We start from the raw sequence: 13,497 nt of genomic DNA, 5'->3' as shown, positions 1-13,497 counted from the left end.
CTTTTACCCATTGTCGTTTCCGTCGCACTCGCGATACTGCATAGCTGCGGCGGTTAATGACGAGTGGTCACATCAGCTAACGAGGCCCATTGTCCATTGGACATTATCTGGCTTTGCCAAGCGGTGTCGGTCGGTTCGGGGAAGGGCGCCAGAAGGGGTGGTCGGATTCGAACCGACGACCCCTTGACCCCCAGTCATATTTACTCAGGCCAGCACTCCCTAAAACATGGCGGGTCTTTTCATTGCGAGGGCCTCAATTGCATGCTTTCTTCGACGTTAAAGGGGACGGGAGCGAATGCCATACGATGCAATAGCTTTGGAAATTTTCATCGCTTCGCCTAGCGACGTGCTGTCCGAGCGAGCGGCGGTTCGTGAGGCGATAGCCGGTTGGAACGCGGTCTATTCCCGATCTGAAGGCGTGGTGCTGATGCCTGTAGGATGGGAGACGCATAGTTCTCCTGAACTCTCTGGGCGTCCACAGCAGATGGTGAATGATCGCCTATTGTCGCATGCTGATATCCTCGTCGGCATTTTCTGGAGCCGGGTTGGAACGCCGACGGGTGAGGCGGTCAGCGGTACCATCGAAGAGATTGAGCGGCATATGGAGGTCGGAAAGCCGGTGATGCTTTACTTTTCCAATGCCCCAATCCCGCAAGATATGATCGACGACGAGCAGCGGAAAAAGCTGAACGAGTTCAGGAAGTGGGCTCAGGACAAAGGGCTCTACCAGACGTATGAAGCACCTGAAGAGCTTCGCTCGAAGCTTCGGGACCATCTCCCCACGGCGATGCGGGAAAACAACTACGTGTCGGGCATGTTAAATTCCAAGGGGACAGCACCTGCTGAAACACAGCATAATGCATGGCCTCTCAGCCAAAGCGCACGAACAACTAGCTTTGTAGGCGCCGATGGGCAGCGGCTTCTGAAAGCGGCAGCCGTTGGTAACGGCAGCGTTATGGTGCGCAGATATCTAGGCGGCACCTTGATCAGCGCCGGTCGTCAGGATTTCACTAAGGACGACTCAGACAGCAGGACTGTTGCGCAGATGACCGCAGCCGTCCGCGAATTAGCCGACCATGGGCTTATTGAAGATAGAAATGGGAAAGGACAACTTTTCCAAGTGACACACCAAGGTTATCAGGTCGCTGATGAACTCCCAGACGACTTTGCCGGTCCGGCTTAGAAACCTGACCCTAGAGGGGCGTAGCTGCATCCTACATGTCTGCACAAGCAGAAATTTGAGACTGGTAACCTCGGTTGGCGCAACAGTGATCGATGCCGGCTACCGAGGGCCTTGCTGATCCTCAATGCGTGCACACGCGATTCGGCCCAACTGCGGCTGACCTCATACTTGCAGGAACGGTGGCACAATGGGAGGGCGGTTGTCGCCCGCGTTACCCCTACACCAGATGACGCTATAATTCGGATAGATGGACTTTGGGGCCAAGTCTCAGGCTAAAATGGTCGGAGTGGCCGGATTCGAACCGACGACCCCTTGACCCCCAGTCAAGTGCGCTACCGGGCTGCGCTACACTCCGGACCGGTCGCGATGTATCGTGATAACCCCGCTCGGGTCAACCGATTTCCGCGATAATTATCTTGCCGCGATCGCGGGTCTGAATGAGGCCGGCAATGCCGGACGCAGCCGCCGCTGGTGGCGGTATTCCAGGGCGATGGCGCCCCAGATCAGGCCGAGCAGCAGATACATGTGGCGCCAGTGGTCGATGTCGATGAAGGTGCCGAGCCCGATATTGCCGATGAAGGCGACGTAGGCGCACAACAGGTAGGGCTGCCACGGCCGGTCGCGCAGAAGGATACGGAACCCGGCTGAAATCGTCCACACCACCAGCGTCAGGAACGAGACGAAGCCGAGCCAGCCATAATCCATCAGCATCTTCAGCCAGATGTCGTGGGTGTCCTCGCCGTAGATCGTGCCGAAGACCAGCGGCCCGATGCCGAACGGATGCTCCATGGCCATCTGGAAGCCGATCGCATAACGCGCGAAGCGGCCAAGGCGGGCGGTGTCGTAGCTCTGTTCGAGATGGGCGCGGCTGGAGAACATCTCCGCCACGCCCGGCAACTGCAGTATGACGATGACGGTTATGGCCAGCAGCGACAGGGCGGCAATCGTCATGATCACCACGCGCAGCCGGAACATGCCGCTGGCGCTCTGCAGGAACAGCAATCCAGTAAGCAGGACGGCCGAGACCGCGAACATGCCCCAGGCGCCGCGCGAGAACGAGAAGAAGATGCCGGCGCTGATGATCAGCAGCGGCACAGCCAGCAGCGGCATGCGCGCGACCGAACCGGTCAGCATGAGATAGAGCAGATAGATGCCGGGCAGCACCAGGAACGGACCGAACACGTTCGGATCCTGGAAGGCGCCGGCGGCGCGGTCGTATTTGGTGAAAATTTCGGCGCCGGGGAAGGCATGGAAATAGCCCGCTATGCCAAGCAGCGACGTCGCCACCGCCGAGACGACATAGGCATTGAAGATCAGCCGGTAGAGGTTCGGCCGCGTGGCGGTGACCGATGCGAAGAACACCGCGCTGAAGGCGAGAAACAGCGACACGGCAAGATAGAGCGGCGTGTTGGCGAGATCCGCCATCTGCGTCATGGAAATCATGCCGCCGATGTTCATCGTCACCAGAAGCACTAGGAGCGGTATGGCCGGGCGCGATATCCTCAGGCCGAAGAGAGCCCAGATGGCGATCAGCCCGGCCATGTAGATTTCATAAGGCGCCGGCTCGCTGATGACGAAGCCCGACAATAGAATGCCGAGCACGGCCGCGCCCGAGGAGATCAGCGTGATCAGCTTGGCGTTGACCGTCGCGCGTGGCAGATCATGGCTGATCGCGCTCAATAGGCATTTTCCGTGTTGAGCAGCCGGATCGGTGTCAGGAACAGGATCCGCAGGTCGAACAGCAGCGACCAGTTCTCGATGTAATAGAGATCGTACTCGGTCCGCATGCGGATCTTTTCATTGGTGTCCATCTCGCCGCGCCAGCCATTGATCTGCGCCCAGCCGGTGACGCCGGGCTTGACCTTGTGGCGCGCGAAATAGCCATCGACCACTTCGTTGTAGAGCAGATTGTGCGATTGCGCGGCTATGGCGTGCGGACGCGGCCCGATCAGCGACAGCGAGCCGAGCAGCGAGTTGAAGAACTGCGGCAGTTCGTCGATGGAGGTCTTGCGGATGATGCGGCCGACACGCGTGACGCGCGGATCGTTCTTGGTCACGGTTTGCTTGGCGGTCGGATCCGACCTGTCGGTGTACATGGAGCGGAATTTGTAGACTTCGATGATCTCGTTGTTGAAGCCGTGCCGCTTCTGCTTGAACAGCACCGGGCCCTTGCTGTCGAGCTTGATGGCGATGGCGGTGGCCAGCATCACCGGCGAGAACACGACGATGCCGAACAGGCTGAAGATGATGTCGAAAGCGCGTTTGGCGACCGAATCCCAGTCGTTGATCGGCTTGTCGAAGATATCGAGCATCGGCACCGAGCCGATGTAGGAATAGGCGCGCGGGCGGAACTGCAGTGCATTGGAATGCGCCGACAGCCGGATGTCGACCGGCAGCACCCACAGTTTCTTCAGCAATTGCAGCACGCGCGATTCCGCGGTCAGCGGCAACGACACGATCAGCATGTCGATGCGGGCGATGCGGGCGAATTCGATCAGTTCCGAAATGGTGCCGAGCTTGGGATAGCCGGCGACAAGGGCTGGCGAACGCTTGTCGTTGCGATCATCGAAGATGCCGCAGATACGGATGTCGTTGTAAGGCTGCTTTTCCACCGAGCGGATGAGCACTTCCGCCGCCTTGCCGCCGCCGACGATGACGGCGCGCCGTTCCATGCTGCCATCGCGTGCCCAGCGCCGGATCAGCTTCGACATCACCAGCCTGAGACCGAAGAGACAGACGAAAGCAACGACGAACCAGGTGCCGAACAGCAGGCGCGAATAGTCTTGCGACATCTTCATGGCGAACGCGGTCAACGCCATCAGCGCGAAGGTCCCGGCCCAGACAAGCAGGATGCGCCCGAAATTGGCGATCGGCCGCATCAGGGACACAACCTGGTAGCAATCCGTGACGTCGAGCAGCACCACGGCGAGGAACGACGCGGCGGCGATCGTCAGCGGATATTGCCAGGCGAGGTAATTGAAGAATCCGACATAATAGAAATAGACGCAGAGTCCCGAGACCAGCAGCACCGCGAATTCGACCATGCGCAGTACGCCGCTGACCATGATCGGCGACATCGTATCGCGCCGGTATTGCGATGCGACCTGTCGGGCAACGTCATTCATGCCGCCGGGCTTGTCGCCATCGGCAGCGCTGTCGAATTTACGCACCGCTTCTGATGAAAAGCGATGCGCGGGGTCGATCTCGTTCATGCAACCGTCCGCAGCTTCCCCTGGGTGATTAGCAAAAGAGAGCTAAGAAACCCTTGAAACAACGTGCGGCTTTGGACGGGCTTGGGCCTACCTTTCGAGCGCGGCGAAGTAGGCCTTCTCGATTTCAGCGGCCATGACGTCGGCGCCGAAGCGCGCCCTGAGAGTGGATTCTTCGGGCATCAATTCGCGATAGGCGGCAAGGTCGCCCAGCGCGCGGCTCACTTTCTCGGCGAGTTCGGTCGGATCTGGCCGGATCAGGGCAGGGGAGTCCGGCCCGAAAATCTCCGGTATGCCGCCGACGGAGGTCGCGATGACAGGTCTTGCCGCGGCAAGTGCCTCCAGCACGATATAGGGCATGGCTTCGGCGCGCGAGGGAACGACGACGAGCGCCGCCAGCAGGAAGGCCTCCCGGGCCGGCATCGGCGGCAGGAAGCGGACATTGCCTTCAAGCCCGAGGCGCTTCACCTGCGCGTGGTAGCGTGGCAGGTCGTCGCCGTCGCCGACCATCACCGCATTCGGCGCGCGGCCAAGCCGGGGCGCCGCGGCGGCCAGGGCATCGATGAAGATGTCGGGTCCCTTGAGGTCCCGCATCATGCCGATATAGAGCACATCGGCCGCGTCGGCCCTGGCCGTTACCGGCTCGAATTCGGCGGCGCGAAGTCCATTATAGGCCAGCGTGTTCGGGATCGGCGGCTCGCCCACCTTCCTGCGATAAGTCCGCCGCTCGTAGTCGGAGACGAACAGCAGGTAGTCGGTGAAGCGCGCCATGAGGTGCTCGAGCGCGAAGAACAGCTTTCCGGTGGCGGTGCTCTCGTCATAGTGGAGAGAGCCACCATGCGGCGAATAGAGGCGGGCTACGCGAGACCTTGATACCCGCAACAATGAGCCGAACAGACGGGCATAGGCGCCACCCTTGGCGCCGTGCCCGTGCAGCACGTCCGGCCGCAATTCCTTGATGATTCCATAGGTGCGCCGGGTCGAGGTGAGGTCGCCCGGGCCGACATGGCGCTGCATTGGCGTGCGATGGATGCCAAGCGCCAGCATGCCCTTCATCTGCTCGAACAGACGCTCCTCGAATTCGCCGCCGGTGGTCGAGTCGCAGACGATCCCGACCATGTGGCCGGCGGCGACCTGCGCTTCCGTCAGGTCGCGCACGTGCCGAAAAATTCCTCCCACGGGTGAGCGAAAGCAGTGGACGATCCTGAGCTTGTCCGCCACGAGGTGTCTGTCAGAACAGGCGTTCGCGGACGTAGACGGTATCTCCGGGCAGCAGCGGGTCCGAGGTGACCACACGGCCGGTCATCACCTTGCCGTTGATGTCGCGGGTGATGTCGACGCTTTCCTGGTTGGCGCGCGGCGAGAAGCCGCCGGCGATGGCGATGGCTTTCTGCACGGTTAGGCCGGGGACATAGGAATACTGGCCGGCGGCGCCCACTTCGCCCATGACGAAGATCGGCCGGTAACGATCGATCTCGACCGAGACGTCGGGGTCGCGCAGATAGCCCTGCCGCAATTTGTCGGCGATCTCCTTTTCCATCTGCTGCGCGGTGTGGCCCCGTGCCGGTAGGGCGCCGACGAGCGGGAAGGAGATATAGCCGGACTGGTCGACGCTGTAGGTATTGGTCAGGCCGTCCTGCTCGAACACGGTGACGCGGACACGGTCACCGGCGCCGAGGCGATAGGGCTGGTCGAGCACCTCGTGGAAGGCGGCCGGCGTCGGCCGGTAGCTGGAGCAGCCGGCGAGCATCGAAACGGCAAGCAGTGCGCGAAACAGGGAACCAGTGCTTTTCATGACCGGATACGTACCTTCGACTGGCCGCCGCGGCGTCGCAGCAGGCATCTGGGATCGGATCCGTTATCATCCTGTTAGGGTTAATGGCCGGTAAAGGAGCCCGGCAATAGCGCTCGCGCAGGCAAAGTTTTACGATTTTATCGATTTTTTGCTGCTGCCCGCCAGTAAACCCTAATGAAAGCTTACCGTGATCTTAACGGCTGAGTTACCATAGTTGTTTACGGTGCATCTTGACCCAGTTCCGGAGTAGGGATGCATGTCCGTTCAATCCGCGGCCGCAGACGTCGACGTTGATCTCAGGCAGCTCTTCGCCAGCCTTGGCCGGAACTGGCTGCGAATTCTGGTCTTCGTTCTCGTGGTGACGGGGCTTGCCTTCGCTGCGGCGTCGTTCGCGGCCCGCCACTACAAGGCCGAGACGCAGGTGGAGATCGCCCCGCGGGAATCGGTCTACACGCGGCCTGCCAGCACCAACCCGGACAGCGACAAGCCGATCCTCGACGAGCAGGGCGTAGCCACCCAGGTCCAGATAATTTCGTCCAACGAGATCCTCAAGCAGGTGGCGCAGAAGCTCGACCTGTCGCGGTTGCACGAATTCGACGAGACGGTCGACATGTCGGCACTGAACCGGCTGTTGGTGCTGGTCGGGTTGAAGAATGATCCGATGGACGTTCCGGTCGAGGAACGCGTGCTTAAGAAGATGCGCGAGAAGCTCAACGTCTTCGGCGTTGAAAAGACCCGCATCATTGCCATTGAGTTCTCTTCAGAGGATCCCAAGCTCGCCGCCGCCATCCCCGATGCCATTGCCGCCGCTTATATTGCAGGCCAAGGCGCGGCCAAGAGCGAATCGAACACCGCCGCCGCGGACTTCCTGGCACCCGAGATCGCCGACCTGTCCAAGCAGGTCAGGGACGCCGAGGCCAAGGTCGCGGCTTACCGTGCCCAGTCGGACCTCCTGATGGGCGGTAACAATTCCACCCTGGCCACCCAGCAATTGGCCGAGCTGTCGACCGAGTTGTCGCGGGTGCGCGCCAACCGCGCCGCGGCCGAAGGCACGGCCGAAAGCGTGCGCAAGGCGCTGCAGAATGGCGGGTCGCTGGATTCGCTACCGGAAGTGCTGTCTTCCGATCTGATCCAGCGTTTGCGCGAGCGGCAGGTCGAACTGCGCGCCAACATCGCCGACCTGTCGACGACGCTGCTTGACAATCATCCGCGTATTCGTGCCGCCAAATCGCAGCTGGCTGACCTCGACGCGCAGATCCGCAGCGAAGCTCAGAAGATCATGAAGGGCCTGGCGATGCAGGCCGATGCCGCCAAGGCGCGCGAAAGCCAGCTCGTCGCCGACGTCAACACGCTCAAGGCCGCCTCGGCGCAGGCCGGCGAGCAGCAGGTCGGTCTCGACGCGCTGCAGCGCGATGCCGCCGCCAAGCGCCAGCAGCTCGAACTCTACCTGACCAACTATCGCGAGGCGGCGTCGCGTCAGGATCGCAACTATGTTCCGGTCGACGCGCGCATCGCCTCGCCGGCTTCGGTCCCTTCCGAGCCATACTTCCCCAAGATCGGGCCGATCGTCGGCGCCGCCGCCGCGGCTTCCCTGCTGCTGGCGGCGGTGTTCACGCTGCTGCGTGAACTCTTCTCGGGCCGCGCCATGCGCCCGGCCAGGGGAGCACGGTTCGAACCGATCGACGAGGTGGCGATGCCGCCGGCCGCTTATCAGGAGCCGTCCAACCGCCTGGAACCGGCGGTCGCCAACGAGTTCGCCAATCGTAGCGCCGGGACATCGTGGCCCGAAACGGTCGCGGATACGGAAACACGGCCGAGGAAGTGGCCCGAGGCCGATGTCGAACCTGTCGCCGAACCCGAACCCTTGGCCAAGTCTGAACCCCTGGCCAAGCCTGATCCCGAGGTCAAGGCTGAACCCGTGGCCGAGCCTGAACGAATAGTGCCTGAACCCATGGCTGAGCCCGAACCCGTCTTGGAGGTTCGGCGGCCCTCCGTGCTGGGCGAGATCGACGTCGACAAGGCCGCCGAGAAGCTGATCGCCAGCGGCGCCGCGCGCGCCATATTCGTTTCCCCCGAGGGCGACGAGGCGGCGGCATCGGCGATCCTGGTGGCGCGCGAGGTTTCCGACGCCGGTCTGCGCGTCCTGCTGCTCGACCTCACCGCCTCGGGGGCCGCCTCGCGGCCGATGCTGGACAGCGGACTTTTCCCCGGCATCACCAATCTCTTGGCGTCGCAGGCGCAGTTCAGCGACGTGATCCATGCCGACCTCTATTCCGACTGCCATGTCATCCCGGTCGGCACCGCCGATCCGGTTCGTGCCATGCGCGCCGCCGATCGGCTGCCGATCATCATGCAGTCGCTGACAACAGCCTATGACCTGGTGGTGGTCGAATGCGGACCGGCCGATGCCCAAGGCATCAGTCGTCTGGGCGATGAGGCCACCGAGGTGTTCCTGTCCATGCTGGAGGCCGACGACGAGGTGACGCAGGCCGCGGTCAAGCTCATCGAGAGCGGCTACCCCGATTTGACGCTGGTAACCCCGCTCGGCCACGAGCCGCCGGGCAACCCGGTGCCGGGTCGTCGCTCCGCGGCTTGAAAGAGCACTTGCGAAGAAGTGCCTGGCTATCCAGTTCCAGGGTCGTCACACCGAATATCCTGTCGGCGTCGCGGCGGCGGGCCCTTGTACATGCGCGTGGTGGTGAAGGTCGCTGAGAAGCCTGCCGCTTCGAGCGCTGCGATGAACTCGGCCTTGGTGGCCGGAACGTCGATATTCAGGTCGCCTCCTTCGCAGGCGTACGAATAATAAGCTTCATGGTGATCACGTCGCGGCGGTGTTGGTCGACGGGGATTTCAGCAGGGATGAGAGATCCTGACCAGTGGCTTGCGCTGAAGCGGCTATTTCGAGGCCGCGTTGACGCATTTTAGCTAAGCGTCGTCTTCGCCGGCCGTCGGCTGTGCCTGTCCGGCCGCCTTGCGGCGCAGCATCTTGGTCAGCCTCCAGATCATCGGGCTGTTCTTGACGAAAGCCTTCAGCCGCGCGCCCTGGCGAAGCGCCAGTCCCAGCGCCCGGCCCTTGAGCGTCAGCGGCACCAGAACCTCGAAATGCCGGGTTTCGATATCGCACCATAGCCGCTTGTAGGGCTCGTCTCCGACGGAGAAATCATAAACCGCGAAACCGCTCCGGCACGCATCCTGGATGTTGTCGAAGAACAGGAAATCGCCCGGGCTGGTGTTGGCAAGGTCGTCCTCGGCGATCGCGCCGAACTCGCAGATCAAACGCCTGCCTGAGCGGCTCGACCCGGTGACGGCGCGCAGCTTGCCGGCGACCTCCAGCCCATGCAGCACGAAGCAAGGTTTGTCCTCGTCAAGCGCTTGCGTGAACAGCCCCCGGAAGAAGGCGCGTGTCCGGTCGTCACCGAAGACGTTGGCAATGCCCATCTTGCGGAAGCGCTGTTCCTTCATCTCGAAAAACGCATCGAGCAGCCTCTCCACCTCGTCGGCGCTGCTCGCCTCGATGCGCCGGTGGCTGCCGACGGCCTCGAACTTGCGCGTCTGCGAACGATGCTTCTTGCGTTTGCGCTTGCCGCTGGCACGCAGCAGCAGCGCATCGAACCCACCGCTGAGGTCGACGGCCAGTGACAGGTTCGGGCTGGCGAAATGATCGAGCGATGCCAGCGGATTGGCGATGCCGTCGAGATCGGGTAGCAATCTTTCCAGGGCGATGAGGTCGATATCGGGCCGGGACCTGGCGATCGCCGCTAGCATCGAGCGGACGGCCGTGATGTCGGGGTTGATCAGCCATTGCGGTTCGGAGGCGCAGAAATTGCCATTGGCGTGGCGGCCGCCCATGAACTGGGCGACCCGTAGCGGGCCTCGCCTGACCACTTCCAGCGCCAGTGCGAAGGCCGGCTTGCCCTCCAGCTCGAGCGTGGCGATGAGCAGATCGGGCTTGACCTCGGCGGCCCAATTCAAGACCCATGCCGCACTTTGCGCCGGCGCACAGAGCGCCGAACGACAGAACGCAGCATACGCGGCCAGCCCTTCGGCGGCGGTAACGGAAACCGACAGCCCCGCGGCATCCCCGCGCAGTGCGCGTGACGAGGCCTGGATCGCCGCGAGCCGCTTGCCATCAAATGACGCGGTTGCGTCAACCATACCTCAATCCTTAAGGCGTATTGATCCCGATTTGGGGGGCGCTCGGGCGTATTCCGTGCTTGGATAGCCTAGGCGCAAAAGGTGAATGAATGATCGACGGTGGGGAGGCAATCCGGAAACTGGCGCTCAACGTCGCCCGCTATACCGGCCTCGCACCGCTGGCCAGGCCATTCGTCGGCGGCATCGGCGCCATCCTGATGCTGCACCGCGTGACGGCGACACCCGAAAAGCCCGACAGCGTCAACCGGCACCTCAACATCGCGCCCAGTTTCCTCGACGCCGTGATCGCCGACATGAAAGCGGACGGCTATGCCTTCGTTTCGATGGACGAAGCCGTCGAGCGCATCAAGGCGGGCGGCAAGGGCGGCCGGTTCGCCACCATTACCGCCGACGATGCCTATCGCGACAACATGACCGAGGCCCTGCCGGTGCTGGAAAAGCATCGCGCGCCGCTCACCATCTATGTCGCGCCCGGGCTGATCGATGGCTCCGCCCACCTTTGGTGGGATGTGGTGGAGGACATCGTCAGTGCCCGCGACCGCCTGACCCTGGCGACATCGAATGGCCCGCTGGTGATCGATTGCGCGACCCCCGCCAGGAAACATCAGGCCATAGCCCGCCTGCATGCCTATTTCACCACCGAGATCCGCGAGGAGGACCTGCGGACCGTGCTGCATGATCTGGCCGCTTCGAATGGCGTCGACGCGGACGCCCCGCGCCTGCGCACGCTGATGAACTGGGATGAGATCGGCACCGTCGCCGCGCATCCGCTGGTGACGATAGGCGCCCATACGATCAACCACAGCAATCTGAAGCGACTTTCCGAGGCCGATGCGCGGCGCGAGATCGGCGCCGTGAAGGACAAGCTGCTGACCGAGCTTGGCGCGGAGCCACGCCATTTCGCCTATCCCTACGGTTACGCCAGCGCCGTCGGCTGCCGTGAAGTGGGCTTTGCGCGCGACGCCGGCTATGCCTCCGCGGTAACCACCCGCCACGGCGTCCTACGCGCCGAACATGCCGGTTTCTTGCATGCCTTGCCGCGCATTTCGGTCAATGGCCGCTACCAGAGCCTGCACCATATCCGCACCATGCTGTCGGGCGTGACGACGCCGCTCGCCAACGCCGGCAAGATGGTTGTCACGATCTGACGGATTGCCCGGTTCGATCAGGGCTCAGCGCTTGGCCCGTGGCTCCAGCATCAGCCACTTGATGATGCCCATCGCCGGCAGCACCCAGAGCAGACCGCTAAGCAGGAAGAACAGGAATTGCACCAGCGCGCCCGATTCCGAAAGCCGGGCGACCGCGAAGATCGAGGCGACCAGCGCGTAGATGATGACCAGCGCCACCAGCAGGAACATTCCGATCAGCTTTTTCAGGCGAATGGGCATGGCACCGTCTCGTTGATGGCTACCTTGGAGCATGATGCCGAAAAGTTGCGGACTTTTCTGATCCACATCATGCGTGAAACAAAGAGATAGAGCGGAATTGCGATCCGCCGCATCCGCTCTAGGCCGAACGCCGGACGCGTGCAACCCACGACATCGGGCGCGACGGCGTGCCGCGCTGCCCGGTCTTGCCAGCAGGGGTGCTATGGTTCACCAATCCGCGACATTCAAACCGCCGGAAATAAACCCATGTCCGCCATATCCGCTGCTGCGCCTTACCAGGCCCGCGACCGCGACCTGCATAACCGGGCACTGGTGCGTGGCTGGCTCTACGCCGTGATCCTGGTGCTGTTCGCGCTGGTGCTGGTCGGCGGCGCCACGCGTTTGACCGAGTCCGGCCTGTCGATCACCGAATGGCAGCCGATCCATGGTGTCATCCCGCCGCTCAACGACGCCGAGTGGCAGGAAGAATTCCAGCGCTACCAGCAGATCCCGCAATACACCGAACTCAACAAGGGCATGAGCGTCGAGGCGTTCAAGTCGATCTTCTGGTGGGAATGGGCGCATCGTCTGCTGGCACGCAGCGTCGGCCTGGTCTTTGCCTTGCCGCTGCTGGTCTTCTGGGCCACGCGCCGCATCGAGCGCGGGCTGGGGCCGAAACTGGTCGGCATTCTGCTTCTCGGCGGGCTGCAGGGGGCCATCGGCTGGTGGATGGTGGCCTCCGGCCTGGTCGATCGCGTGTCGGTGAGCCAGTACAGGCTGGCGACGCATCTGACGCTGGCGGCGCTGATCTTCACCGCGACCATGGTGGTCGCGCGAGGTCTCGCTCCTCACTCCGAACCCGCCGCCGATCGCTCGACGCAACGCCTCGCCGGTTTCATCGTGCTTCTGGCGCTGATCCAGATCTATCTTGGCGGTCTGGTCGCCGGTCTCGACGCCGGCATGAGCTACAACACCTGGCCGCTGATGGACGGCAAGATTATCCCCGGCGATCTGCTGATCCTCGAGCCGGCGTGGCGCAATTTCTTCGAGAGCCCGAAGACGGTGCAGTTCATCCACCGGCTTGGTGCGTATACGGTCTTCGCCGTCGCGCTCTGGCATATGATCGCGACGCGCAGGCGGTTGCCCGGCTCGACGCATGCGCGCCGCGCCACACTATTGTTCGTTCTGGTGCTGGTGCAGGCCTCGATCGGCATCGGTACGCTGCTGATGCAGGTGCCCCTGCATATGGCGCTGACCCATCAGGGTTTTGCGTTGATCGTGCTGGGCTTTGCAGCGGCGCACTGGCGCGGCACCAAGGGCGCCTATCCCTTGCCCAACGAGGTTACCGTCGGACGCTGAGTCCGCCGTTCACATCCAGAATTCGTTCGCTTGCGTCGTCGTCCTGTCGCCGTCGAATTCAGCCTGACGTAACGCTGCCGCCGAAGATGCGGACTGAGTCTGATCCGCCTTGGCCGCTTGATCCTGATTTGCCTTGGCGACCTTGTCGGCAGCCTTGAGCGCATCGAGCCTTGCCTGGGCCGTAGCGATATCCTGCTGCACCTGGGCTGCCTGAACCTGATCCTTGATTGCCTTGGCCTGGTCTTCCAGATCCTGAATTTGCTTTTCGAGCGCGGCCTCCTCGGCTGCATTGCTCGAGGAGCTGGACGAGGAATACTGGGTTGCGGAGGAGGAACCCGAGATCGCGCTGACCATGACAAATCCTTGGGTAGGAGCCAGGACTAAGGTCTGTAGCCGATCATGGTGAACAAGCGGTTACTTCAGCTCTCC

At 62.5% G+C, this 13,497-nt stretch carries 12 protein-coding genes and 1 tRNA gene; 4 read left to right on the top strand and 9 right to left on the bottom strand.

The features are described from left to right. The first annotated feature begins 295 nt into the window (after window positions 1-295). On the top strand, window positions 296-1,183 hold the full coding sequence (locus FJ948_RS18575) for a DUF4062 domain-containing protein (RefSeq protein ID WP_140706871.1): 888 nt from the start codon (window positions 296-298) through the stop codon (window positions 1,181-1,183). Window positions 1,184-1,461: 278 nt separating this feature from the next. On the opposite strand, the gene FJ948_RS18570 is transcribed toward FJ948_RS18575, so the two are convergent. The 5 genes from FJ948_RS18570 to FJ948_RS18550 form a co-directional block, all read right to left on the bottom strand. Beyond that, window positions 1,462-1,538, bottom strand: a tRNA-Pro gene (locus FJ948_RS18570). A gap of 56 nt (window positions 1,539-1,594) precedes the next feature. Beyond that, window positions 1,595-2,863: an O-antigen ligase family protein gene (locus FJ948_RS18565; RefSeq protein ID WP_140706869.1), complete on the bottom strand. Its 1,269-nt coding sequence runs from the start codon at window positions 2,861-2,863 to the stop codon at window positions 1,595-1,597. Next, entirely contained in the window at window positions 2,860-4,395 is a 1,536-nt protein-coding gene (locus FJ948_RS18560) for an undecaprenyl-phosphate glucose phosphotransferase (RefSeq protein ID WP_140706867.1), read from the bottom strand. The genes FJ948_RS18565 and FJ948_RS18560 overlap by 4 nt, the downstream gene beginning before the upstream one ends. 87 nt (window positions 4,396-4,482) lie before the next feature. Next, complete coding sequence (locus FJ948_RS18555; RefSeq protein ID WP_140706865.1) at window positions 4,483-5,613, bottom strand: glycosyltransferase family 4 protein; 1,131 nt, start codon at window positions 5,611-5,613, stop codon at window positions 4,483-4,485. A gap of 10 nt (window positions 5,614-5,623) precedes the next feature. Further along, window positions 5,624-6,187 (bottom strand): polysaccharide biosynthesis/export family protein, encoded by a 564-nt coding sequence (locus tag FJ948_RS18550; RefSeq protein WP_140706863.1) that lies wholly within the window; start codon window positions 6,185-6,187, stop codon window positions 5,624-5,626. 256 nt (window positions 6,188-6,443) lie between these two features. On the opposite strand from FJ948_RS18550, the gene FJ948_RS18545 reads away from it, so the two are divergent. Further along, the gene (locus FJ948_RS18545) at window positions 6,444-8,783 is read left to right on the top strand and encodes a Wzz/FepE/Etk N-terminal domain-containing protein (RefSeq protein ID WP_140706861.1); all 2,340 of its coding nucleotides are present in this window, start codon (window positions 6,444-6,446) and stop codon (window positions 8,781-8,783) included. 26 nt (window positions 8,784-8,809) lie between these two features. Here the strand turns inward: FJ948_RS18545 and FJ948_RS30635 are convergent, their stop codons facing one another. Both FJ948_RS30635 and FJ948_RS18535 read right to left on the bottom strand, forming a co-directional pair. After that, window positions 8,810-8,926, bottom strand: a complete 117-nt coding sequence (locus FJ948_RS30635; protein WP_246677554.1) for a hypothetical protein — start codon at window positions 8,924-8,926, stop codon at window positions 8,810-8,812. Window positions 8,927-9,112: 186 nt separating this feature from the next. Next, window positions 9,113-10,342, bottom strand: coding sequence for a GNAT family N-acetyltransferase (locus FJ948_RS18535; RefSeq protein WP_140706859.1), 1,230 nt, complete (start codon window positions 10,340-10,342; stop codon window positions 9,113-9,115). Between the two features lie 89 nt (window positions 10,343-10,431). On the opposite strand from FJ948_RS18535, the gene FJ948_RS18530 reads away from it, so the two are divergent. Then, window positions 10,432-11,490 carry a polysaccharide deacetylase family protein gene (locus tag FJ948_RS18530; protein ID WP_140706857.1) on the top strand — a complete coding sequence of 353 codons (1,059 nt, stop codon included), beginning with the start codon at window positions 10,432-10,434 and terminating at the stop codon, window positions 11,488-11,490. Between the two features lie 24 nt (window positions 11,491-11,514). Here FJ948_RS18530 and FJ948_RS18525 read toward each other — a convergent pair whose 3' ends face one another. Then, window positions 11,515-11,730, bottom strand: coding sequence for a DUF2842 domain-containing protein (locus FJ948_RS18525; RefSeq protein WP_013895959.1), 216 nt, complete (start codon window positions 11,728-11,730; stop codon window positions 11,515-11,517). A 246-nt stretch (window positions 11,731-11,976) separates the two neighbouring features. Here FJ948_RS18525 and FJ948_RS18520 point away from each other — a divergent pair, with 246 nt between their 5' ends. Further along, window positions 11,977-13,068, top strand: coding sequence for a COX15/CtaA family protein (locus tag FJ948_RS18520; RefSeq protein WP_140706855.1), 1,092 nt, complete (start codon window positions 11,977-11,979; stop codon window positions 13,066-13,068). 9 nt (window positions 13,069-13,077) lie between these two features. On the opposite strand, the gene FJ948_RS18515 is transcribed toward FJ948_RS18520, so the two are convergent. After that, window positions 13,078-13,422 carry a hypothetical protein gene (locus tag FJ948_RS18515; protein ID WP_140706853.1) on the bottom strand — a complete coding sequence of 115 codons (345 nt, stop codon included), beginning with the start codon at window positions 13,420-13,422 and terminating at the stop codon, window positions 13,078-13,080. Between the last annotated feature and the right edge of the window lie 75 nt (window positions 13,423-13,497).

The organism is Mesorhizobium sp. B2-3-12, from assembly GCF_006442205.1.
In the GTDB taxonomy this organism is placed as follows: domain Bacteria; phylum Pseudomonadota; class Alphaproteobacteria; order Rhizobiales; family Rhizobiaceae; genus Mesorhizobium.
Note: the sequence above shows the minus strand (reverse complement) of the source record. Positions and strands in the feature narration are given on the sequence as shown.